The organism is Roseovarius sp. MMSF_3298, from assembly GCF_030733705.1.
Classification (GTDB): domain Bacteria; phylum Pseudomonadota; class Alphaproteobacteria; order Rhodobacterales; family Rhodobacteraceae; genus Roseovarius; species Roseovarius confluentis.
Map to the genome: position 1 here is coordinate 1 of NZ_JASHIN010000046.1, position 21,672 is coordinate 21,672.

Genomic DNA, 21,672 nt, shown 5'->3' on the forward strand with positions numbered 1-21,672 from the left:
CCGCGGATACCGAAAGGCGATTGGTCCCTCGTCATGCGCCGCCGCCGTGGCGACCATGTGGGTCAGCTCCGCCTCGTCGGCGGCGGCCATGCAGACCATCCCCGGCAAGGCACCGAGATACCCGACATCGAATGCACCTGCATGGGTCGGCCCGTCAGCCCCCACCAACCCAGCCCGGTCAATCGCAAACCGCACCGGCAGGCCTTGCAAGGCCACGTCATGCACCACCTGGTCATAGCCGCGTTGCAGGAAGGTCGAATAGATCGCGCAGAACGGCCGCAGCCCGCTTGCCGCCATACCCGCCGCGAACGTGACCGCGTGCTGTTCGGCGATGCCGACGTCGAACACGCGGCTGGGAAATCGCTCGGCCATGATGTTCACGCCCGTGCCAGACGGCATCGCCGCCGTCACCGCCACGATGTTCGGATCGCGCGCCGCCTCCTCGGTCAGCGCCTTGCCGAAGACCGAGGTATAGGACGGCGCGCCGCCCGATTTCTTGGCCTGCACGCCGGTCTCGGGGTCGAACTTCGACACCCCGTGCCCGCAATCCGCGCTGGTCTCGGCGGGCGCGTATCCCTTGCCCTTCACGGTGCAGACATGGATCAGCACCGGCCCCGTCGCCCGCGTCCGCGCCGCGCGCAGCACCGGCAGCAATTGCCCCATGTCATGACCGTTGATCGGGCCCACATATTCAAACCCCAGCTCCTCGAACAGCGTCCCGGACTGACTCACGCCCGTCACAAGCTGCCGCGCCCGCTTCGCACCTTCGCGCATCGGCGCGGGCAGCGCCGCCTCGAACCCCTCGGCGAGGCTCTTGACCCGCGCCAGCGGCTCATTCGCGTAGAGCCCGCTCAGGTAGGACGACATCGCCCCCACGGGCGGCGCGATGCTCATCTCGTTGTCATTCAGGATCACGAACATCCTCCGCCCCTCGGCACCCGCGTTGTTCATCGCCTCATAGGCCATGCCCGCACTGATCGACCCGTCGCCGATCACGGCAATCGCATCGCCCGTGGGCCGCCCCATGTCGCGCCCCACGGTGAACCCCAGCGCCGCACTGATCGAGGTCGAGCTGTGCGCCGCCCCGAACGGATCGAACTCGCTTTCCTTACGCTTGGTGAAACCGCTCAGACCATCCTTCTGCCGCAGGGTCCGGATGCGGTCCCGCCGCCCGGTCAGGATCTTGTGGGGATAGCATTGATGGCCCACATCCCAGACCAGCTTGTCCATTGGCGTGTTGAACACCGAATGGATCGCCACGGCCAGTTCCACGACGCCCAGCGACGACCCGAGATGCCCACCCGTTTCGGAAACCGCGGAAATCACTTCGGCACGAAGTTCGTCGGCCAGCGCCGCCAAATCCTCGTCGGGCATCTGCCGCAGGTCCTGTGGCCCCGCCACGCGGTCAAGTATTGGTGTGTTTGGTGTGGTCTGTTGCATCGCACCCCCCTCAAGATGAGATCCGGCGCGGCCCGCAACAGGGGCTGCAAGCAGCGCTGTGTTCAAAGGTTCGGGCGACATCGCGCCGCCCGACCCCTTTTCCTTATTCGCCGTAGTCAGGCTCGCCCGAGGACGTGGCCAATTCCGGCCAGTCCTTGATGACGTTCGTGCCCTGAAGCGGCTGCTGATAGCCCTTGTGGCACGTCCGGCACGCCGCCTTGGGCGCGTCACCGTTCGTCGGCCCCAGCCGGCTTTCGGGCAGCAGCCCCGCAATCGGGATCAGGTAGTCGTTGTTCAACTCCTGCACCATCTGGATGCCCAGCGTCTCGGTCGCCCATTGCGGCGTCACCTGCGCTCCGTCATAGAAGGCGCGGCTGTTGTGACAGAACACACAGTTCACCCCCAGCGAGTTCGAGATGTAGTTCATCAAGGCATAGGTGCGTTCCGCGTGCTGGATGCCGGGGTAGCCATCGACACCCGGCACACCGGCCACGCGGCTGTCCAGATCGTGCACCTTGATGGATTCACCATCCACCAGGTAGGTCTGCAACGCGTCCGACGGCAGCGAGGTATAGCTCGACAACGGCGTCACCCGGTTCTGCACGGCCCCCCAGCCTTCGACCCGCTCGTTGACCGGGCTGATGTCGAACCAGATATCGCTCGGCACGGGCTGGCCGCGGTGGCAGGTATAACAGGTCACGCCGACTTCCTTGTTGGCGTTGACATGCCCGTCCCAGTTCTCGTTCAGGTTCTGGGTCATGCCGATCATGGTATAGCCCACCGAGGTCTGGTAGCTGTCCATGTCCTCGAAGAGGTTGGGAATACCCGTCCACTGCCGCATTGCGGCCAGAAGCCGGTCGTAATTCTCGACCGTCAGGCCTTCCAGCCCCGGCGGCACGTTCTCACGCGCATCGCCGGCCAGCTCCTCTCCGCCTTGCGGCACCACAGGGTCCGAGCGCGTGGCCATGTAGCCAGCAATGCCAGGATCGGGTTCGCCGAGGTCGGACTTGAACTCGGGCACGGACATGCCGGTGCCACGCGGGCCGGTCTGAAGGCTGTCCACGGCGCTGGACTGATTGGCAGAAACCAACCAGGCCGCCACCAGGACCGCGCCCCCCACGACCCCGATGGCAATCGCGGGGCCATAGATGTTCGTGGGGTTGTCGGCGTTCCACTTGTTGAACCAGTTCGGTAGCATGGCTCAGTCCTCCTTGCCGATAAAGGCTTCGTAAGACCCGTAAGCCTCGTAGCCGTAAGAGCCATCATAAGCCGGTGCAAAGTTGTGCTCCTGCGCCCAGATGAACCAGTTGTCCACGACCGTACCGGTCAGCAGAATGCCGATCCCGCCGGTGATCGGCGTCAGAACCGCGAACCACCACGCCCAGCGGTGGATGCCCTCCATCGTGGCGTTGAAGCCCATGGTCCAGCGCCAGAACAGCGCCGCGCGTTCCGTGGCCGTGCCCCGGTCGACGATCTGCTCCAACTCGCGGTCGCCGCCATAGCGCGTGACGGCCAGGATGGTCGCGCCGTGCATGGCGAACAGCAGCGTCGAACCGTACAGGAATACGATGCTCAGGCAGTGGAACGGGTTGTAGTAGAGGTTGCCGTACCGGATCGAGAACGCCGTGGTCCAGTCAAGGTGCGGGAAGATGCCGTAAGGCACCGCCTCGCTCCACGATCCCATCAGGATCGGACGGAAGAGGTTCAGCACCAGCATCAGCCAGATCGCACTCGCAAAAGCCCAGAAGACGTGCTTGCCCATCTTGTGCTGCGCCGCCAGCAGGTAGCTGCGGATAAGCCATGTCATGACACTGACCAGCAGCAGGAAGCTGGCAATGATGAACCAGCCCCCGTCATTCAGCGGCGGGATCGACAGGCCATGCTCCGGCCCCGGCGGCTCCAGCGCCAGCCAGAAGCCCTGCCGCAGAAACTCCGGGATCGACCAGTTGACCTGCGCCAGCATGTTGAAGCCGACGATGTTCAGCGCCAGGATGAAGGTCACGAGGCTCACCAGCCCCGTCCAGCCCAGGTAGATCGGGCCGATCTGAGCGTTGCCGATCCAGCCCACCAGGTTGCTGAACCGCGGCTTGAACCCGCGCTCGTCCATCATGTGGTTGTCGTTGTCCATGCCCCATTCTGGGTTTCCCCGGACTTGGACCTGCGTGAATATGTTCTGATACTCGATCATCTCTTATACCCCCATCTGCGACGGCCAGACCGGCAGCTCGAGCCACCAGTTCCACCACTCGGGCCAGCCCTTGGTCCAGACCGGGCCGCTGATGATGATGCAGATCGCCGACCAGAAGCCCGCGTTCAGCGCCAGCAACAGGCCGACGCGGTGGATGCCCAGCGTGCCGACCGAGTAGCCGATGAAATCCCGGAAAAACGTGTCCTCGTGGTCCGGCGTCTTCATGACCTCGCCCTTCTCGGGGTTGGCCGCCGACAGGATCAGACCGCCATGCAGCGCCAGGGCCAGCGTGGTGGTGAAGAAGAACGTCACCGCCAGCATGTGCGCCGGGTTGTAATGGAAATGCAGGTACGCGTAGCCGGTGTTGCTGACCCAGTCGAGGTGACTGAAGATCCCGTACGGGAAGCCATGCCCCCATGCGCCCATCAGGACGGGGCGGAACACGACCAGCGTGACATAGGCGAAGATCGCAAAGCTGAAGGCGAAGGGGACGTGATACCCGATGCCCAGCTTGCGGCAGATCTCTACCTCGCGCAGCGCCCAACAACTGAAGGCGCCGATCGCGCAGATCGTGATGATCTGCCACAGGCCGCCCTCCATCAGCGGGGCCGCGCCCAGGCCGTAGGACAGGTCGGGCGGCGCGATGTTGATCAGCCAGGGGTTCCACGTGCCCTGGTGGGCCGCCCCCCAGAAGATCAGGATGGTGCCAAGAAGCGCAAAGAACGCGCCCAGCACGCCGAAAAAGCCCACGTAGAACGGCCCGACCCAGAAGTCGAACAGGTCGCCTCCGATCAGTGTCCCCCCACGGACCCGGTATTTTCTCTCAAAGCTGAGCAACGCCATTGTTTCTCTCCGCGTTTTCGGCCGGCCAGTCTTGCCCGGCCGTCACTCTTTGTTCGGTTTGTTGCGGGCGGGCGGACCCGCCCGCAACGAGGTTTGACGATTGTCTTGGATCACTCGGACGCCGCAGCGCGGGACGCTGCTGCATTCTCGAACCAGTTGACGCCGTTCGACAGAACCACCAGGTGGATCATGACGGCCAAAAGGAACAGGAATGCGCCTTGTGCTACGAACACGCGGCGTGGATCGAAAATGAGCCAGATCTTGTAGAACTTCGACATTTTCTTTCCTTCCTCAGAACCAAGGAGCCCAGATGTACGTCGCGATGTGCGCGATGACCGCAACCAGTGTGAACAGCGTAAGGCCGCTCATATACACCGAATGCAACTCCTGGGCTTGCTCGTCGGTAAGACCTGTAAAGGACAGGTCGGTGTTATCAGCCATGAACTTTCCTCCGGAACGTTATGCTGACGCCGCGAACCCCGCGGCCGGGTTCCCCAAGGGCCTTGCGGGCCCTTGAAGGTCTGCTCGCCCAGTCGGGCGGATACAGCTCGGGTTTCGGTCTGGGCACCATGCCTCAGACCGAGAAAATCAGCGGCGTGATCCGGTCCGCCTCGGACCAGGCGCGCGCCAGCGGACCGCGCACGTTCAGCGTGTGGCGCTCCGCGATATCGCGGACCCAGCGGAACGTCGTGAACGGCACCGCGCAAAAGAAGATCAGCGTGAAGTACACCCAGAACTCCGCGGTTCTGCGGCGTCCCGTGGTGCTGCGTCTCGGCGGGTTGGACGTCATGTCAGTCATGGGTGTTGTCCTCCTCTTGGACATCTGCCGTGGCGGCTTGGGCCACGGGCGAAAGGGCTTTCACGGTTTCCAACACGACCCGCTCGGCGCCCTCCCTCAGGGCGGCCTCCTCGGCGGCATCGCGCAGCGTCTTGGCAGCGGAAATTCTGGTCAGCACCGGATGGCTTTCCACGATCCGGTTCAGCTCGGCCTGCGCGTCTGCGTCCCACGGGAAATCCCGGCGCAGCGGCGTCGGCGTGGCGGCCCCCGCATCCATTTCGGAGCCCAGCGGCAGGATGTGGAACAGCGCATCGAACAGCCCGTTGCACACTTCCTGGATCAAATAGGTCGCCCCGGCATATCCCATGAAGGGCGTGCCCGTGGCCCGCCGGATCGCGGCACCCGGAAAACTCGCCGGGATAAAGGCAGGCTTCGGCCCGTGCCCTGCGCTCATCTCGGCCAGGTACATCTTTTCGTTGATCGACCCCATCAGGATCAGCGGGCGCTTGTTGTGCACCAGCGACCGCACTTCCTCGTTGTTGGTCTTGGTCCCCGCACAGCGCGCCACGGCAAACCCGCAGGGCAGCCCCATGTCGTTTTCCAGGAAGTTGCGGATGCCCCGCGCGTAGGTCTCGTTCGCAACGATCCCGAAACTGGCCGTGGCAAAGAAATCCTGCGTCACCGAGCGCCACAGGTCCCACACGGGCTTGATCGTCGAATGCTTCTCGCGCTCGATGAAGGACTCGGCGTCCAGCTCCAGCAATTCGCCCAGCTTGCGCAGGAATTTCGTCGTGCTGTCCACGCCGATCGGCGCTTGCAGGTACGGCTTGTCCAGCACTTCGCACAGCCCCCTGCCGAACTCGCGATACATGCAAATGTTCACATCGGCATTCACCAGATCCCTCATCTCGGCCAGGTGCGCGCCAAGCGGCATCACCATGTTGACCTCGGCCCCGATCCCCTCGACCAGCCGCCGGATCTCGGCCAGATCACTGGGCATGTTGAAGGTGCCATACATCGGCCCAAGGATATTGACCCGAGGCTTTGCATCCTCCGCGCGCTTCTTCTCAGGCGGCATCCGGCCCTTGGTCATCCCGAATTCGGTGAAGATCCAGGTCATCGCCCGGTCGGCGGCTTCCCATTGGTCCTCGTCGATGGTCCGCGGCAGGAACCGCTGGATGCTGGTGCCCTGCGGCGTCACGCCCCCGCCGATCATCTCGGCGATGGAGCCGGTGACCACGACCGCCGGCAACGCCGGGTCGAGCGTGCCCCAGGCCCGCTTCATCGCGCATTCCGTGCCTTCCCGGCCCAGCTCTTCCTCGCCAAGGCCTGTCACCACGATGGGCAATTCATGCGGCGGCAGCGCGTCGGTGTAATGCAGCACGGACGTCACCGGCAGATTCTCGCACCCGACAGGTCCGTCGATCACGACCTGCAAGCCCTTCACGGCGCAGAAAGCATAGACCGCCCCCCAGTACCCGCCCGCGCGATCATGATCCTGGATCAACATGACCCGCCCTCCCGTAGGGCAGGGTTCCACCCAGCCATGGGCGCCAGAATGCTCCACGGGGTGAGCACGCAATCGGCGTCGCCGCTCGCTTCCGCCCACCGAGGGGATTTTGTGAAAAAAATGCCCCTCATATCATCTCCTGCGCTTTTTTGGCCCGCGCGGCTTTTTCCAGTTTCTTCTGGTTCGTCGCCCGGAAATCCTCGCGTACGTTGGGCTGGCCTTCCCAGACCCCGGCGGTATCGCCGCTGCCCACGCCCTCGAAAAACTCGCGCATCCGGTCCATCCGCCCCTTGTTGGCGATGGCCGCGTTGACCACCTCCGCAAGGCTTCCGGCCCCGGCTGGCCCCATCAGGGGCCGCGCGGAAATCAGGTTGGTGAAGTAAAGCCCCGGAACGCCCAACTCCTTGGCCTTCTGCACGACCGGCGTCGTGCCGATGGCCAGGTCCGGCTTGATGGCTTCCATCGCCGCGCAATCGTTTTCCAGCGACGCGCGGTACTGCACCTTGGTGCCTTTGCTTTCCAGCCAGGCGGCATCCTCCGCCGACCACGGGCTCTTGGCACAGGCCGTGCCGACATAAGGCACATCCGCCCCGCTCTCGATCAGCAGGCGGGCCACCAACAATTCGCTTCCCTCATAGCCCGACAGGGTGATGGTTCCGTCGATCTTCTTGGCGCCCAAGGCCGCCTCGATCGCCGGCAGGAACGCATTCTGCGCCTGCGCCACCTTGTCGGCAGGCACGTCAAAGGCATCGCCAATCGCGCTGAGCCACGCCGCCGTCCCGTCCCGTCCGACAGGCGCGCTGCCCACGACGGGCCGCCCGGCGGCCTCGAATTCTCGCACGGCGGCGGTATAGAACGGATGGATCGCCGCCACCGCGCCGCAATCCAGCGCGGCATAAAGCTCCCGCCATTCCCGGCAAGGCACGACCGGCCCCGCGGCCAGCCCCATGGGCGCCAGCATCTGGCCGATCATCACCGGATCGGCCGGAAACATCTCGCCCAGCAATGTCACGGTCGGCCTGTCGGAGACGCCCCCGTCAGGGGCGGCGACAGGCCCGGCCTCGACCTCTTGCCGCGCGTAGTTCAGCATCGCCCCGGCCAAAACATCCTTGGCCTCCGCATGGGTCGGAATGCCGAAGCCCGGCACGTCGATCCCCACGATCCGCACGCCGTTGATTTCCTTCGGCAACAGCCGCAGCGGCACGCCGCTCGCCGTCGGCACGCAAAGGTTCGTTACCACGACTGCATCAAAACGGTCCGGATCAGCCAACTCGTGCACAGAGTCGCGGATGTCCTCGAAAAGCTTGCCGGTCACCAGCGTCTCGGAATTGAACGGCACATAGCCCACCGACCGCCGCGCGCCGTAGAAATGGCTCACGAAGGTCAGGCCATACACGCAACAGGCCGAGCCGCTCAGCACGGTGGCCACCCGTTTCATCCGCAGGCCCACGCGCAAGCTGCCGAAAGCGGGACACATGCTTTGCGGCTTGTCGTGTGGACCTTGCGGATAGTCGCTCGCATATTGATCCAGCAGATCGCTCTGCCCGGCCATGCGCGCGGCTTTCTCCATCTCGTTGCCGGAATGGCATCCAAGGCCCGGGTCGCCCGTCAGCTCCGGCGCGTCCTCACGCGCCTTCCCGCGGATGACCCCCGCCTTTCCGGCGTCGTCATATGTGACTTCATCCGTCATGCATGCCTTTCCGGACCGTCCGAAGACGCGATATCTTTCAACAACCGTCTGATCTGCTCCGGCCGCGCTTCGGCGATCATCCGGCAGACCTCGATCAGGCGTTTCGTGGTGCTCTGTTCAGGCGTCGTCATAGACCACCTCCAGGCTTTCCTTCGGCGCGGCGTTCTTGCCCCGCATGTCCTCGTCCGTTGCAGGCTCCAGCGTGACGCTGCCGCCCGTCTCGGACTCGTCGAAGAGCCCCAGCAATCCGTCTTGGTCCAGCGGCGCAGGGCGCACCGGCGGGGCCAGCGACACCGCTTCGGCCAGACCGGCAAACAGGCTGCCCCACTGGCTCTTTTCGGTGCCGACGATCTGGTAATTTGCCGATTTCTTGCGCAAATCGTCATCCTGCGGGATCGCGGCCAGCACGGGGATGTCCACCGCCTTGGCAAAGGCCTGCGCCTCGCCCGAATGGTCGTCCTTGTTGACCACCAGCCCCGCGACGCCGACGTTGCCGCCCAGCTTGCGGAAATACTCCACCGCCGAGCAGACGTTGTTGGCCACGTACAGCGATTGCAGGTCGTTCGACGCCACGAGGATCACCTTCTGCGCCATGTCGCGGGCAATCGGCAGGCCGAAGCCCCCGCAAACCACGTCGCCCAGGAAATCCAGCAGGACATAGTCGAAATCCCAGTCATGGAAGCCGAGCTTCTCCAGCAGTTCGAACCCGTGGATGATGCCCCGGCCACCACAGCCACGGCCCACTTCCGGGCCACCCAGCTCCATGGCGAAGACACCGCCGCGCTTGAAACACACGTCGCCGATCTTCACCTGCTCGCCGGCAAGGTTCTTCTTGGTTGAAGTCTCGATGATCGTCGGACACGCCTTGCCGCCGAACAGCAGGCTGGTCGTGTCCGATTTCGGGTCGCACCCGATCAGCAGCACCCGCTTGCCCTGTTCGGCCATCATGTGGCTCAGGTTGGCCAGGGTGAACGACTTGCCGATCCCCCCCTTGCCATAGATCGCGATGATCTGCGTTTTGCTGGTGGGCTCGCCCTGTGGCACTTCCAGGCTCGGCTCCGCGCCGGCCTCGTCCCGCAGGCGTTTGTCGAAATCCTTCAAATTGGGGATGTCGTCCTTCACGCGGCGTCCTTCCAGTTGAGTATCATTTTCAAACAGCCGGCCTCCTCGAAGGCCGTCCGATATGCGTCCTCGGCCTCAGTGGCCGGGGCGCTATGGGTGATCAGGCCACCCAGGCTCAGCGCGCCGCTGTCCAGCAGCGCACCCACGGCGGCGAGGTCCTCGCGCGCCCATTCCGCAGCGATGCGCAACCGCGCCTCGCGCATGAAGGCGGGCGGAAAGGCAAAGCTCAGGCCGCCGGGATAGAACCCCGCCAGCACGATCTCGCCGCCTTTCGTCAGCCGTCCGATCAAATCGTTCAGAATGCTCGCATTGCCCGAGGCATCGTAAATCGCACGGTAGTCGCGACGCTCATCCGCATCCGGTGCGACGACCTCGTAGCCGGCCGCGCCACCGCGCCGCGCCGGATCGGTTTCCCAAACCACGGGCGCCGGCGCTCCGGCGGCAATCGTCAGCCGCGCCAGAAGCCGACCCAGCACACCGTGCCCGACAATCAGCTCCGGCACGCGCTTGTCCAATCCGGCCATCGCGTGCCGCGCGGTCGCTGCCAAGGCCAGCAATGCGCCTTCCGCTCCCAGCGTCGAATCGATTCGCGTCACTCTGTCGGCAGGCGTCACCAGCCGGCTCGCCGCCCCTCCGAACAGGCCAAACGCACCGTCGAAGCAATCCGCCCCCGGCACGAACACCGTCTCGCCTGTCCTGAAACCACTTTCCGACCCGGCCTCGACCACTTCGCCCGCAGCCTCGTATCCCGGCACCAGCGGGTACCCCGAGCCTGGGAAAGGCGGCATCTCACCGGTCCAGAACAGTTTTTCCGTGCCGGTCGAGATCCCCGAATGGGCAATATCCACCACGATATCGGCAGGGCCTGGCTGCTTCAGCGGCAGCGTGTCCAGGTGCAGGTCTTTCGGACCATTCAGGAATACGGCACGCGTCTCCAACTGTCTGAACTCCCCCCGGTTATTGTGTGAGTCGCGCCAACGCAAGGCGCGATCCGGTTACATGTCAGTCTATGCGGACATCAATTTGTGTCAACTAAACTTTACACTTTACAGCGAATCGGCTGCCTGACACCGCCATGCGAGGGGTCAGCCGGGTTTGCTGCAGGCCAGCGCTGTGGTGATAAAGGGCCGGATCGGTTTCGGCATCGAGACATCCTCGAAGCCCGCCGCGCGGCACATCTCGGCAATTCGCGCCTGCGACCGCACGCGTCCGGTGCCCATCGCCATCGTGTAGAATGCGAAATAGACGTCACCCGCCCGCTCGGGCATGTCGCCACCCGACATCGGCTCCGACACGATCAACCGCCCGCCAGGCGGCAAGGCCTCGAACGCCTTGCGCAACAGGTCAGACACAGTGTCGTCCGCATGATCGTACAGCACCCGGATCAGGCAGATCGTGTCCGCCACCTCCGGCAAGCCCGCGTCCCTGAAGCTGCCGCCTCGCAGATCGATCCGACTCTGCAGCCCCAACTGCGCTACCCGGGCCTCGGCCTGCGGCATCACCTCGGGCAAATCGAACAGGACTCCCCGCGCCGCCTTGTTCCACCGCAGCACTTCGGACAGGAAGAACCCCGACCCGCCTCCGACGTCCATTACCGTCTGCGCTCCTTTCAAGGGCAACATCTTCAGCGTGTCACGGGCGACCAGCACCTGGCTCTCCGCCATCAAGGTCGAGTACCTGTCTGCCACTTCCGGCGCGACCTCGCCCTCGGCGCCGAACACGTAGGGCCAGAACCGCGCCAGGCGCGTTTCACTTTCGCCGCGCAACAGCGCCATGGGATCGGCCATGTCGGCATAGAATTCCGCATTGTGCCGGATCATGTTCTCCAACCCCGGCACACCCAGAATCGCAGCCCCCTTCCGGGCCAGTGCATAGGCTCCGCCGCGCCGCCGCTTCAGCAGCCCCAGCGCAGCACCTGCGCGCAACAACTGATCCATCCTGTCGGCCGGCACGTCATGGCGAAACCCCAGCGCGTCGGCGCTGCGCGGCCCGTCCAGCAGAGCACGCAGAATCCCGGCCTCCACCAGCGCACCCAGCACCTGGGAGGCCACGAACCCCTGCAAAAGATCGAAAATCTCCGCGCCATCGCGGCGCGCCAAACCCTTGCCGAACGGCAAGGCGCTGGCGAAATTCTGAAATCCCGGTTTGGCGACCTGTCGATTCAACCAGCCCGCAATGCCGGTGCGCCGCCGCATCTCAGCCTCCCGCACCGCCATGGCGCGTTACACCCGGTATCGGGCGGGCATCTTCGGCATGATCGCCTGCGCTTGCAACCGCACCATCTCGGCCAGCGCCGCCTCGCCCGGGCAGGACGGGATCGAGGCAATCGCCCCCGCCAGGATATCCTTCAGCCGCGCCACAGCGCCTTCGACACCAAATTCCGCCACCGCATTGGGCCGCCCGTGCAGGTCGTCCTGCCCCACCGGCTTGCCCAGGGTCTTTTCGTCCAATACGGCATCGCGCAGATCGTCCGCCACCTGGAATGCCTCGCCGATCAACGCTCCGAGGTCACCCCAAGGCTCGGCATCATGCCCCGCCGAAATCGCGCCCATCTCCGTCGCCGCGATGAACAGCGCCGCGGTCTTTGACCGGTGATAGGCCGCAAGGTCCACCTCCCGCTCGCTTTCCCAGCCTTGCCCGGCGCAGATCCCCCCGGGCATGCCAGTCCGCGTTGCCAGCGCCCGTATCAGACGCAGACCCCGCGCCGGGTCCTCTTCGGCGGCCCGCGCCAGAACATCGAACGCCAGGATAATCAGGCTGTCACCCGTCAGCACCGCCAGCGGCTGCGAATAAGCCTTATGCACAGACGGCTTGCCGCGCCGCAACTCGGCGTCGTCGAAACAGGGCAAATCATCATGTACCAGCGACGCACAATGGATCACCTCCAGTGCCGCTGCCGCCGCATCGCTCAACGCAGGCCGGTCGTCGCCGCAGGCCGTAGCCACGGACATCAGGATCGTCGGTCGAATGCGCGCCCCGCCCGGCAGGCAGGCATAGCCCAGCGCCTCGCTGAGTTGCGCCGGCGCCTCCTGTCCCTGCGTCATATCCAGCGCGCGCAGAACGGCGGCATCGATTCGCTGCGAGAGGGGCATGTGGCGCTCCTTGATCAGGGCATATGTCACCATATGGAGACATGCATTGTGTATACTACACTGGACACTTCGCGGTTTCGAGTCAACAATCCCTGACATGACACAACCGAGCCACCCGGCCTCAGACGCGCCCCACGCCGCAATCATCGGCGCAGGGATTGGCGGGCTGGCCACTGCCGCGCGCCTCGTTGGCGCCGGGCTACGCGTCACAATTCTGGAACGCCACAGCCATCCAGGCGGCAAGATGCGCACCCTGCCCTCAGCCGTCGGTCCTGTGGATACCGGCCCCACCGTCCTGACCCTGCGCCCGGTGTTCGAGGCGCTCTTCGCCGCCCTTGGCACGCGCCTGACCGATCACGTCACCCTGCACCGCCAGCACCTGATCGCCCGCCATTTCTGGCCCGACGGCAGCACGCTCGACCTGTTTGACGACCCGGCGCGCAACATCGACGCCGTGACCGCCTTCGCCGGCGCACGCGCAGGGCGGCAGATGCGCAGCTTCTCCGACCGCGCCCGCGCCCTTTTCGAGGGGTTCGACGCACCGGTGATGCAATCCCCCGAGCCAACGCTCGCGGCCCTCACCTCCCATGTCCTGCGTCACCCGCACCTCATCCGCCAGATGGCCCCGAACAAGACGCTTGCGCAGCTGCTGGACTCCAGTTTCGACGATCCCCGCCTGAGGCAGCTTTTCGGCCGATACGCCACCTATGTCGGCGGTTCGCCCTACCACGTGCCCGCCCTCCTGGCGCTGATCTGGCAGGCCGAGATATCCGGCGTCTGGGGGGTCGAAGGCGGCCTGAACCGGCTGGCCCGTGCACTGGCCGACGCGATCACCCAAGCCGGCGCCGCGATCCATTACGACACCCATGTCGATCGCATCTTCACCGAAAAGGGCCGCGCGGTGGGCGTGACCCTGCAGGGCGGCCGCCACCTGCGAGCTGATGCCGTCGTGTTCAACGGCGACCCCAGGGCGCTGGCCACCGGCGCGCTCGGCCCCGGCCTTGACCGCGTGGCGCCACAAACCACCGAAATCCCCCGCAGCCTCTCGGCCGAGGTCTGGGCCTTCGCAGCCAAGCCATCGGGTCCTGACCTGGCCCATCACAACGTCTTCTTCCGCGCCGACCCCAAGCCCGAGTTCGACGCGCTGATGCGGGGCCGCGGCATCCCCGACCCCACGCTTTATGTCTGCGCCATGGATCGCGGCCTGCCCACCGCGCCGCCCACGCCTGAACGCTTCGAGATCATCGCCAACGCCCCACCCCTGCAGGACCCATCCGGCCCAGAGGAGTTCACCGCATGTCAGACACGCACCTTCCAGACGCTGGCCCGCTTCGATCTCGACTTCGATCCGCTTCCGGGACCGGACGCGCTGACCACGCCCTCGGGCTTCGACCAGTTGTTTCCCGAGAGCAGAGGATCCCTCTACGGGCAAAGTCCGCATGGAACGATGGCGGCCTTCCAGCGCCCGACCGCCCGGACGCCGGTCAAGAGCCTCTACCTGGCGGGCGGCGGGGTGCATCCGGGGGCCGGGGTGCCGATGGCGGCCCTCTCCGGCAAGCATGCGGCCGAGGCGATACTGACGGACCCAATTTCAACCTGGCCGTCCCGCCCAACGGCTACGCATGGTGGTATGTCGACGGCCTGAAAGACGGCGGCGGCCGCGCCATCTCGATCATCGCCTTCATCGGCTCGGTCTTCTCGCCCTGGTACGCCTGGTCCGGGCGGCGCAACCCGGAAAACCATGTCTGCATCAACGTCGCCACCTATGGCCCCGGCGGGCGCTTCACCATGACCGACCGGGGCAGCAGCGCCCTGCGCCAGACAACGGACAGCTTCACCGTCGGCCCCTCTTCGCTGCACTGGAAGAACGGGCAACTCGTCATCGACATCAACGAGATCGGCGCTCCGCCGATGGTTTCCCGCGTCCGGGGCCGCGTCACCGTCACGCCCTCCGCGATGACACGCGTGGAGCTGCCCCTCACCCCCGATGGCGCCCATGTCTGGCGTCCCTTCGCGCCTACGGCACGGATCAGCGTCGATCTCGACGCGCCAGGCTGGCAATGGGACGGCCATGGCTATTTCGATGCCAATTTCGGCACGCGAGCCCTTGAGCAGGACTTCACCTACTGGACGTGGGGGCGGTTCCCGACCGGGACGGGCAGCACCTGCTTTTACGACGCCACCCGCCTCGACGGGTCGGAACTCGGGCTTGGCATCCGCTTTGACAATCAGGGCAACGCCCGGGTCGTGACGCCCCCTCCGAAAACCCGCATGAAACGCACCGCCTGGGGTCTTTACCGCGAAGGCCGGGCGGACCCGGGCCACACCCCGACGCAAGTGCAACCCATGCTCGACGCGCCTTTCTACGCCCGCGCCGCCGTGCGCAGCGTCATCGACGGCGAGGAAACCACAGGCGTGCACGAGACCCTCGATCTCAAACGCTTTCGCTCGCCGTTTCTGAAACCCATGCTGGCAGTTCGGGTCCCCCGGCGCGCGGGCTGGACATTCGCGAAAGACTGAAGGCAGCTATCCGCTCCACGCCTGGAACCCCACGGCCCCGCCGTAGATCCCCAGCATCGTCAGGCTTTCCCAGCCCATGTTGGCCGGTCCCGATTTTTCGCGCAGGATCAGCCCGATCAACAGGACCGCCGTCATCGCCAGCCCCACCACGACCCAGAACAGATCGCCCGTGCCGATGGCGTGATACAGCGAGCCGTCACGATAGCTGATATCCGACAGCGTCAGGAACAGCACATCGAACGTGTTGCCCCCGATAATCCCACCCACGGCCAGCTGCAACGCGCCGCGTCGCACAGCGGCCAGCGTCGTGACCAACTCCGGCAACGACGTCACCACCGCCGTCATCAACGCACCCACCAAAGCCGAGGACAGTCCCAACTGTTCGGTCAGCGCGCCCGCCGATCGCGCAATCGCATAGCCCGCCAGTCCCAGAAGCAGCATCAGCGCCAGGAAAGGCACCAACAACGAGGTCACGCTTTTCTGTGCATCTTCCTCATCTTCAGGCTGGTCGTCACGCGTCTCCTGCGTGTCCACGGCCCGCCACATCGGGCTTTGCCGAATGCCCACGCTGGCATAGGCCCCGAAAAGATAGATGCCCACCAGCACAACCGACGCCGGATGCACTGACCAGAACGCCATTTCGGGCATCACGTAGGCGGCCAACGGCACGGCCAGCATCAACATCAGCAACGTGCTCTGAAACAGGTTCGCCACATCCGCGGCGGCATGTTCCAGGTTCGCACGCCGATAGATCAGATCCGCGAACGCAAGAAACGCCGTTTGCGCCGCGATCCCCCCGATACCGTTGGAAAAGGCGAGGCTCGCGCGCCCATCCAGCGCCGACGTGATGGAAACCACCGTGCCCGACAGCGACGTGGCAGCACCCAGCAAGAGCCCCCCGGTCACGGCCTCGCCCAACCCGCTCCGGTCCGCGATCCGGTCCGCCATCCCGGTCATTTTCGTGCCTGCTATCAGGATCACGAGCGCCGCGCCTGCGAAAACAATCAGGTTGGCGGTCAGGGAAAGGTCAGAGAGCATAACGCTTCAACCGCACAGCCAATGGCCGGGTTCCATACATGTCCGGGATGACAGCCAAGGAATGTCAGCGCCGCGCCTCGGCCCGCACCACTTCTGGGTTGAGCCGCATGACCGAAAGGTTGAGAGCGCCCGCGACACTGACCCAAGCGAGGTAGGGCACGAACATCAGCCCGGCCAGCCAGTCCACCTGCCACAGCGCGATCATCCCACAGAACACAGCGATCCACAGGCCCACCAGCACCACCAGCCCCAGCCGGATGCGGCGCAGCCCGAAGAACACCGGCGTCCACAGCCCGTTCAGCGCGATCTGCAGCGCCCAGAGCGCCATGGCCACCGAATTGTCGGGGCTCACCGCCGCCCGCGCGCCCGCTCCCGCCATCAGCAGGTACAGCGTCGTCCACGCCACCGGGAACAGCCAGTTTGGCGGGGTCCATGTCGGCTTGTTGAGATCCTCGTACCACTTGCCCGGCGGGAACAGCGCCCCCGTCGCACCCGCCGCAAAGCAAGCCGCAAGAAAAATTGCAAAGCAAAGCCAGATCATGATCTCGATCTAGCGTGCCTCCCCGACACCGGCAAGGCCGGATCGTCTCGGTCCCGCGCCTTCAGCGTCGCCATGGTCGAACACAGCGCCTCACTCCAGTCGCGCCCCGGCGCCTTTCGCTCCGCTGCCGCCTCCACAAGGTAGGCCACCTCGGGCAAGGGCCGCGCGTGCAGCACGGCCGAGCGTGGCATCATCATCGTGCCGCCAGCCCGCAGGCTCGCCAGCATCAGCCACCCCAGCTTCTGCGCGCCCGTGGTCCGCGCCCGATGCGCGATGGAATCATGCCCCAGCCGCCGCAACTGCCGCCCGATCCCGGCATAGATGTACCGCGCCGCGAAAATCCCGGGCCGGGCGCTCACGGGCAGAGTCGCCACCCCCGCCTCGGACCGGGCGTAAAGCCCCTCGGCCTCGCGCAACAGCCGCGCGATGACCCGGTGCAGGGCCGGCGACATCTGCGGATTGGCCAGGAACGCCGCCTCGTCCAACCCCTCGTCCTCCATCCAGTCGCGCGGCAGATACAGGCGCCCCTCGCGGGCATCCTCGCCCACGTCGCGGGCAATATTGGTCAACTGCATCGCCACGCCCAGGTCACAGGCCCGTGCCAGCCCGTCGGCCTCGCGCATCTCCATCAACACGCACATCATCGCGCCCACCGCCGAGGCCACGCGCGCCGAATAGGCGCGCAGCCCCGACAGGCTGTCATACCGCCGGCCCTCCGCGTCCCACGCGAGGCCCTCCAAAAGCGCCTCGGGCAATTCGCGCGGCATGTCGAACCGCCCCACCATGGCAGCGAAGGCCCGGTCGGCGGGCGCATTCCGCGGCACCCCGCGATAGGCCAGGTCCAATCGCTCGTGCAGCCGCGTCACCGCCTCGGCCTTCTCGGAATGCAGGTCGACCGAGTCGTCCGCCAGCCGGCAGAACGCGTAGAGCGCCAGCGCCGGGTCGCGCACCCGCCGCGGCAACAATTTCGAGGCCGCATGGAACGACCACGACCCATCCCGGATCGCCTCGCGGCAATGCGCCATGTCGGCGGCTTCCGTGCGCGTCAGTTTCATCTCACCCGCACCTCGTCGGCATCCGGAACCAGCTTGCCCAGCACCTCGGCGCTCGACACCACGCCCGGCAGCCCCGCACCGGGATGCGTCCCCGCCCCGACAAGGTAAAGCCCCGCAACCTCCTCGCTCACGTTATGCGGCCGAAAGTAAGCGCTCTGCAAAATCCGCGGTTCCAGCGAAAAGCCCGATCCATGCGGGCTCAGGTACCTGTCCCGGAACGTCTTGGGCGTGAACACCTCCGAGGCGGTCAGATGATCCCCCAGCCCCGGCAGCAACTGCTCTTCCAGCACCGCCTGAACCTTCCTCCGATAGGTCTCCGCCATCGCGCTCCAATCCACCGGGTCGTCGAATCCCAGATGCGGCACCGGGCTCAGCGCATAGAAGGTGTCATCCCCCTCCGGCGCGGCGCTCGGGTCGGTCACCGTGGGCCGATGCACGTAAAGGCTCATGTCCTCGGATAGCGTACCGTTGATGAAAATGTCCTTCACCAACCCCTTGTAGCGCGGCCCGTTCAGGATCGTATGGTGCCCCACATCGGCCCACTTGCCACGCGTGCCCTTCGTTCCGAAATACCAGACGAACAGCCCCATGGACCACCGCGAGCGCTTCAACTTGCGCCCGGTCCAGCGCCGCTTTTTCACATTGCGCATCAGCAGGTCATAGGTGTGCCCGGCATCGGCATTCGACACGGTCACGTCCGCTTCGACCACCTCGCCGCCGGTCAAGCGCACACCTGCCGCGCACCCGTCGTGCACCACGATCTCGTCCACCTCCGCGCCCTGCCGCACCAGACCGCCCTGGTCGGCCACGACACCCGCCATGGCGCGCGCAATCGAATCGACGCCGCCCATCGCGTAATGCACGCCGAATTCCTTTTCCAGGTGACTGACAAGGATATACATCGACGTCACGTTGAACGGATCGCCCCCGATGAACAGCGGGTGAAACGAAAAGGCCATACGCAACCGTTCATCCTTGAACCGCGTCGCCGCATGGGCATAGACCGACCGATCCGCCCGCAGCATCCCGAAGGTCGGCAAGACCTTCACCAAGTCCAGGAACCGGTGCATCGACCGCCGCCCCAGATCCTCGAACCCGAACGCGTAGCGCCGTTCGCTGTCTTTCAGAAACCGTTCGTAGCCTTGCGCATCGCCGGGGCTCAGCCGCGCCACCTCGGCGCGCATCGCGTCGGTATCCTGCCGCGCGGTAAACCTGCTCCCATCGGGCCAGCGGATCTCGTAAAACGGGTCGAGCGGGCGCAGATCCACGTCATCGCGAAACCGCCGTCCGCAGGCCGCCCACAGATCCTCGAACACCTGAGGCACCGTCACGATGGTCGGCCCAAGATCGAACCGATGCCCATCGCGCCACAGACTCGACCCGCGCCCGCCGGGGCTCTCCAGCCGGTCCAGCACCGTCACGCGATAGCCTTTCGCACCCAGCCGCATGGCCGAGGCCAATCCGCCCAGACCCGCGCCAATCACCACCGCATGGGGCCGCATGGCCTTCTCGGCCTGCTCACGAAGTGCGGGGTCCAGACGTGTCAACATGTACCCAGCCTACATGTGTCAAGTTAAGTTGACAATCATCCAGTGAAGTTCTTTTATGGGCCGGAACGCGCTGGACAACCGGACGTCGCGATTGGCATGAATGGGACTGCCGAGACGCGCGCTTTGACCGAAGGGGGACAGGGTCATCCAAATCGTCAGCCTCAGCTTTTTCCGTTTCGCACCGGGCCTCTCAAGGCTCTGGGCCTTCACCATGATGGGCCTCGCCCGTCCCGCGCTGGCCCGCGTTCCCGGCATCGGCTTCTGGAAGCTGTGCGGCTCGGGCACCGGCGAGGGGTTCACGCCGAAACCCAACACCGGCGTCTATGCCATTCTCGCCACCTGGCCCGATCTCGCCACCGCGCAGCGCCAGACCGCCGAGGCCCCCGTATTCCGGCGTTACGCCCGCCGCGCCATCGAATGCTATACGCTCTTCATGCAAACCACCTCGGCGCGGGGCGCATGGTCCGGCGTGGCCCCTTTTGACGCCACCGTCACCGCCGGCACCGGCCCCGTCGCCGCCCTCACCCGCGCCACGATCAAGCCTCTTGTGGCGCTCAAGTTCTGGCGCCGCGTGCCCGACATCAGCACGGTCATCGGCGCCGATCCCAACGTCGCCTTCAAGATCGGCATCGGCGAGGTGCCGCTTCTGCACCAGGTCACCTTCTCGGTCTGGCCCGACACCGCGGGCATGGCCGCCTTCGCCCGCCACGACGGTCCGCACGCGCGCGCCATAAAGGCCGTGCGCGACGGCAACTGGTTCCGCGAAGAACTCTACGCCCGGTTCGACATCGTCGCCGACCGCGGCACGTGGCAGGGCGCCAAACCACTTCAACACCTGGGGGTCGGCGCATGAGCCTCGCCTTTCCATTCTCCGCCATCGTCGGACAGGACACCATGAAACAGGCGCTGATCCTGACCGCCATCGACCCCGGCCTCGGCGGCGTGCTGGTCTTCGGAGATCGCGGCACCGGCAAGTCCACCGCCGTCCGCGCCCTCGCCACCCTTCTGCCGCCCATCACCCAGGTCAAGGGTTGCCCGGTCAATTCCGAACGTCCCGAGGAGTGCCCCGACTGGGCCACCGTTTCCGACACCGATCTGGTGGAACGCCCCACCCCCGTCGTGGACCTGCCCTTGGGCGTGACCGAGGACCGCGTCACCGGCGCACTCGACATCGAACGTGCTCTCACCAAGGGGGAAAAAGCCTTCGAGCCCGGCCTACTGGCCCGCGCCAACCGCGGCTATCTCTATATCGACGAGGTGAACCTTCTGGAGGATCACATTGTCGACCTCCTGCTCGACGTCGCCCAATCCGGCATCAATGCGGTCGAACGCGAGGGCCTCTCCATCCGCCATCCCGCCCGCTTCGTTCTGGTGGGCTCCGGCAACCCCGAGGAAGGCGAATTGCGCCCGCAGCTTCTCGACCGCTTCGGCCTCTCGGTCGAGGTCAGGTCACCCACCGATATCGACGAACGCATCGAGGTCGTCCGCCGCCGCGACGCCTTCGACATGGACCGTGAGGCCTTCACGGCCAAGTGGCAGCTCGAGGACGCAAAAATCCGCGACTCCATCCTCGCCGGCCGCGCGTTGCTCCGCAAACTCGAGGCGACCGACGCCATCCTGCGCGACTGCGCCGCCCTCGCCGTGGCCCTCGGCGCCGACGGACTACGTGGCGAACTGACCCTACTCCGCGCCGCCCGCGCACTCGCCGCCTTTGAGGGCGATGCGGCAATAACCCGCGACCACCTCGCCGCCGTCGCGCCTCTCGCGCTCAGCCACCGCCTGCGCCGCGACCCGCTGGACGAGGCCGGCTCCACCACCCGCGTCACCCGCACCGTCGCCGAAACCTTCGGATGACAGACGGGGCCGACACCGCCCGCACCCAGCGCGCACTCGCGGCCCTCGCGGTCGATCCCGGCGGCCTCAAAGGGATAACCTTCCGCGCCCGCATGGGCCCCGCCCGGCAGGCGCTCGAAACCGCCCTGCGCAAGCTGCCCGGTCCCCAGCACCGCATCCACCCTGCCATCTCCGACGATCAGCTTTTCGGCGGCCTCAACATCGCCGCCTCGCTGGCCGAGGGCCGCCCGGTGCGCGATGCTGGCCTCGCCGATCAGCCCACCATGCTCACCCTCACCATGGCCGAGCGCACGCCCTCCGGCCTCGCCGCCCGCCTCGCGCAGCTGCTCGACACGGATCGCGGCCACGCCCTCATCCTGCTTGACGAAGCCGCCAGCGCGGAGGAAGGCGCGCCGCAAGCCCTGCTCGACCGCCTCGCCTTCCACATCGAACCGAAAGAGGCCGCCACCCC

At 65.8% G+C, this 21,672-nt stretch carries 22 protein-coding genes and 1 pseudogene; 5 read left to right on the plus strand and 18 right to left on the minus strand.

Going from position 1 to position 21,672, the window contains the following annotated elements:
* The 14 genes from dxs to RBB18_RS22270 form a co-directional block, all read right to left on the minus strand.
* Positions 1 to 1,440, minus strand: a 1,440-nt coding sequence (gene dxs, locus RBB18_RS22205) for a 1-deoxy-D-xylulose-5-phosphate synthase (RefSeq protein WP_306111586.1), incomplete at its 3' end; no start/stop codon positions are given.
* 103 nt (positions 1,441 to 1,543) lie between these two features.
* Positions 1,544 to 2,638, minus strand: a complete 1,095-nt coding sequence (gene pufC, locus RBB18_RS22210) for a photosynthetic reaction center cytochrome PufC (RefSeq protein ID WP_103764321.1) — start codon at positions 2,636 to 2,638, stop codon at positions 1,544 to 1,546.
* Between the two features lie 3 nt (positions 2,639 to 2,641).
* Positions 2,642 to 3,628 (minus strand): photosynthetic reaction center subunit M, encoded by a 987-nt coding sequence (gene pufM / locus RBB18_RS22215; protein ID WP_103764322.1) that lies wholly within the window; start codon positions 3,626 to 3,628, stop codon positions 2,642 to 2,644.
* 3 nt (positions 3,629 to 3,631) lie between these two features.
* The gene (pufL, locus tag RBB18_RS22220; RefSeq protein ID WP_103764323.1) at positions 3,632 to 4,471 is read right to left on the minus strand and encodes a photosynthetic reaction center subunit L; all 840 of its coding nucleotides are present in this window, start codon (positions 4,469 to 4,471) and stop codon (positions 3,632 to 3,634) included.
* Between the two features lie 110 nt (positions 4,472 to 4,581).
* Positions 4,582 to 4,749: a light-harvesting antenna LH1, alpha subunit gene (pufA, locus tag RBB18_RS22225; RefSeq protein WP_057794643.1), complete on the minus strand. Its 168-nt coding sequence runs from the start codon at positions 4,747 to 4,749 to the stop codon at positions 4,582 to 4,584.
* Positions 4,750 to 4,762: 13 nt separating this feature from the next.
* Positions 4,763 to 4,912 carry a light-harvesting antenna LH1, beta subunit gene (gene pufB, locus RBB18_RS22230; RefSeq protein ID WP_057794645.1) on the minus strand — a complete coding sequence of 50 codons (150 nt, stop codon included), beginning with the start codon at positions 4,910 to 4,912 and terminating at the stop codon, positions 4,763 to 4,765.
* A 133-nt stretch (positions 4,913 to 5,045) separates the two neighbouring features.
* The gene (pufQ, locus tag RBB18_RS22235; RefSeq protein WP_057794646.1) at positions 5,046 to 5,270 is read right to left on the minus strand and encodes a cytochrome PufQ; all 225 of its coding nucleotides are present in this window, start codon (positions 5,268 to 5,270) and stop codon (positions 5,046 to 5,048) included.
* Positions 5,263 to 6,759 carry a chlorophyllide a reductase subunit Z gene (bchZ, locus tag RBB18_RS22240; protein ID WP_306111587.1) on the minus strand — a complete coding sequence of 499 codons (1,497 nt, stop codon included), beginning with the start codon at positions 6,757 to 6,759 and terminating at the stop codon, positions 5,263 to 5,265. The genes pufQ and bchZ overlap by 8 nt, the downstream gene beginning before the upstream one ends.
* A gap of 127 nt (positions 6,760 to 6,886) precedes the next feature.
* Complete coding sequence (bchY, locus tag RBB18_RS22245; protein WP_103764325.1) at positions 6,887 to 8,449, minus strand: chlorophyllide a reductase subunit Y; 1,563 nt, start codon at positions 8,447 to 8,449, stop codon at positions 6,887 to 6,889.
* Positions 8,446 to 8,580, minus strand: coding sequence for a hypothetical protein (locus tag RBB18_RS22250; protein WP_306111588.1), 135 nt, complete (start codon positions 8,578 to 8,580; stop codon positions 8,446 to 8,448). The genes bchY and RBB18_RS22250 overlap by 4 nt, the downstream gene beginning before the upstream one ends.
* On the minus strand, positions 8,567 to 9,571 hold the full coding sequence (locus RBB18_RS22255; protein ID WP_306111589.1) for a chlorophyllide a reductase iron protein subunit X: 1,005 nt from the start codon (positions 9,569 to 9,571) through the stop codon (positions 8,567 to 8,569). The genes RBB18_RS22250 and RBB18_RS22255 overlap by 14 nt, the downstream gene beginning before the upstream one ends.
* Positions 9,568 to 10,509: a chlorophyll synthesis pathway protein BchC gene (bchC, locus tag RBB18_RS22260; protein ID WP_103764327.1), complete on the minus strand. Its 942-nt coding sequence runs from the start codon at positions 10,507 to 10,509 to the stop codon at positions 9,568 to 9,570. Before bchC ends, RBB18_RS22255 begins: the two co-directional genes overlap by 4 nt.
* A 147-nt stretch (positions 10,510 to 10,656) precedes the next feature.
* Positions 10,657 to 11,766 (minus strand): methyltransferase, encoded by a 1,110-nt coding sequence (locus RBB18_RS22265; RefSeq protein ID WP_306111590.1) that lies wholly within the window; start codon positions 11,764 to 11,766, stop codon positions 10,657 to 10,659.
* A 27-nt stretch (positions 11,767 to 11,793) separates the two neighbouring features.
* Entirely contained in the window at positions 11,794 to 12,663 is an 870-nt protein-coding gene (locus tag RBB18_RS22270) for a polyprenyl synthetase family protein (RefSeq protein ID WP_306111591.1), read from the minus strand.
* A 97-nt stretch (positions 12,664 to 12,760) separates the two neighbouring features.
* Here RBB18_RS22270 and crtD point away from each other — a divergent pair, with 97 nt between their 5' ends.
* Positions 12,761 to 14,308 carry a 1-hydroxycarotenoid 3,4-desaturase CrtD gene (gene crtD, locus RBB18_RS22275; RefSeq protein ID WP_306111592.1) on the plus strand — a complete coding sequence of 516 codons (1,548 nt, stop codon included), beginning with the start codon at positions 12,761 to 12,763 and terminating at the stop codon, positions 14,306 to 14,308.
* Positions 14,305 to 15,183 carry a carotenoid 1,2-hydratase gene (crtC, locus tag RBB18_RS22285; protein WP_371931689.1) on the plus strand — a complete coding sequence of 293 codons (879 nt, stop codon included), beginning with the start codon at positions 14,305 to 14,307 and terminating at the stop codon, positions 15,181 to 15,183. Before crtD ends, crtC begins: the two co-directional genes overlap by 4 nt.
* A 6-nt stretch (positions 15,184 to 15,189) precedes the next feature.
* On the opposite strand, the gene RBB18_RS22290 is transcribed toward crtC, so the two are convergent.
* From RBB18_RS22290 to RBB18_RS22305, 4 genes are all read right to left on the minus strand, one after another.
* Positions 15,190 to 16,221 carry a sodium:calcium antiporter gene (locus RBB18_RS22290; RefSeq protein ID WP_306111593.1) on the minus strand — a complete coding sequence of 344 codons (1,032 nt, stop codon included), beginning with the start codon at positions 16,219 to 16,221 and terminating at the stop codon, positions 15,190 to 15,192.
* A 64-nt stretch (positions 16,222 to 16,285) separates the two neighbouring features.
* Entirely contained in the window at positions 16,286 to 16,762 is a 477-nt protein-coding gene (locus RBB18_RS22295; protein WP_103764331.1) for a TspO/MBR family protein, read from the minus strand.
* Entirely contained in the window at positions 16,759 to 17,817 is a 1,059-nt protein-coding gene (gene crtB, locus RBB18_RS22300) for a 15-cis-phytoene synthase (RefSeq protein WP_306111594.1), read from the minus strand. Before crtB ends, RBB18_RS22295 begins: the two co-directional genes overlap by 4 nt.
* Complete coding sequence (locus tag RBB18_RS22305) at positions 17,814 to 19,367, minus strand: phytoene desaturase (RefSeq protein WP_306111595.1); 1,554 nt, start codon at positions 19,365 to 19,367, stop codon at positions 17,814 to 17,816. The genes crtB and RBB18_RS22305 overlap by 4 nt, the downstream gene beginning before the upstream one ends.
* Before the next feature lie 145 nt (positions 19,368 to 19,512).
* On the opposite strand from RBB18_RS22305, the gene crtA reads away from it, so the two are divergent.
* The 3 genes and pseudogenes from crtA to RBB18_RS22320 all read left to right on the plus strand — a co-directional run.
* Positions 19,513 to 20,220 carry a spheroidene monooxygenase gene (gene crtA, locus RBB18_RS22310; protein ID WP_103764335.1) on the plus strand — a complete coding sequence of 236 codons (708 nt, stop codon included), beginning with the start codon at positions 19,513 to 19,515 and terminating at the stop codon, positions 20,218 to 20,220.
* Positions 20,217 to 21,221 carry a magnesium chelatase ATPase subunit I gene (gene bchI, locus RBB18_RS22315; RefSeq protein WP_103764336.1) on the plus strand — a complete coding sequence of 335 codons (1,005 nt, stop codon included), beginning with the start codon at positions 20,217 to 20,219 and terminating at the stop codon, positions 21,219 to 21,221. Before crtA ends, bchI begins: the two co-directional genes overlap by 4 nt.
* Positions 21,218 to 21,672 (plus strand): annotated as a pseudogene (locus RBB18_RS22320) (magnesium chelatase ATPase subunit D); the annotation flags it as partial. The gene bchI and the pseudogene RBB18_RS22320, both read left to right, overlap by 4 nt.

What these genes read in the sequence shown, in the direction of transcription:
- pufM (WP_103764322.1), bottom strand. Translation starts at nt 3,628, where the DNA reads ATGATCGAGTATCAGAACATATTCACGCAGGTCCAAGTCCGGGGAAAC.
- bchZ (WP_306111587.1), bottom strand. Translation starts at nt 6,759, where the DNA reads ATGTTGATCCAGGATCATGATCGCGCGGGCGGGTACTGGGGGGCGGTC.
- pufC (WP_103764321.1), bottom strand. Translation starts at nt 2,638, where the DNA reads ATGCTACCGAACTGGTTCAACAAGTGGAACGCCGACAACCCCACGAAC.
- RBB18_RS22290 (WP_306111593.1), bottom strand. Translation starts at nt 16,221, where the DNA reads ATGCTCTCTGACCTTTCCCTGACCGCCAACCTGATTGTTTTCGCAGGC.
- bchY (WP_103764325.1), bottom strand. Translation starts at nt 8,449, where the DNA reads ATGACGGATGAAGTCACATATGACGACGCCGGAAAGGCGGGGGTCATC.
- pufQ (WP_057794646.1), bottom strand. Translation starts at nt 5,270, where the DNA reads ATGACTGACATGACGTCCAACCCGCCGAGACGCAGCACCACGGGACGC.
- pufA (WP_057794643.1), bottom strand. Translation starts at nt 4,749, where the DNA reads ATGTCGAAGTTCTACAAGATCTGGCTCATTTTCGATCCACGCCGCGTG.
- RBB18_RS22305 (WP_306111595.1), bottom strand. Translation starts at nt 19,367, where the DNA reads ATGTTGACACGTCTGGACCCCGCACTTCGTGAGCAGGCCGAGAAGGCC.
- crtB (WP_306111594.1), bottom strand. Translation starts at nt 17,817, where the DNA reads ATGAAACTGACGCGCACGGAAGCCGCCGACATGGCGCATTGCCGCGAG.
- pufB (WP_057794645.1), bottom strand. Translation starts at nt 4,912, where the DNA reads ATGGCTGATAACACCGACCTGTCCTTTACAGGTCTTACCGACGAGCAA.
- bchI (WP_103764336.1), top strand. Translation starts at nt 20,217, where the DNA reads ATGAGCCTCGCCTTTCCATTCTCCGCCATCGTCGGACAGGACACCATG.
- RBB18_RS22265 (WP_306111590.1), bottom strand. Translation starts at nt 11,766, where the DNA reads ATGCGGCGGCGCACCGGCATTGCGGGCTGGTTGAATCGACAGGTCGCC.
- RBB18_RS22250 (WP_306111588.1), bottom strand. Translation starts at nt 8,580, where the DNA reads ATGACGACGCCTGAACAGAGCACCACGAAACGCCTGATCGAGGTCTGC.
- RBB18_RS22295 (WP_103764331.1), bottom strand. Translation starts at nt 16,762, where the DNA reads ATGATCTGGCTTTGCTTTGCAATTTTTCTTGCGGCTTGCTTTGCGGCG.
- crtD (WP_306111592.1), top strand. Translation starts at nt 12,761, where the DNA reads ATGACACAACCGAGCCACCCGGCCTCAGACGCGCCCCACGCCGCAATC.
- RBB18_RS22270 (WP_306111591.1), bottom strand. Translation starts at nt 12,663, where the DNA reads ATGCCCCTCTCGCAGCGAATCGATGCCGCCGTTCTGCGCGCGCTGGAT.
- pufL (WP_103764323.1), bottom strand. Translation starts at nt 4,471, where the DNA reads ATGGCGTTGCTCAGCTTTGAGAGAAAATACCGGGTCCGTGGGGGGACA.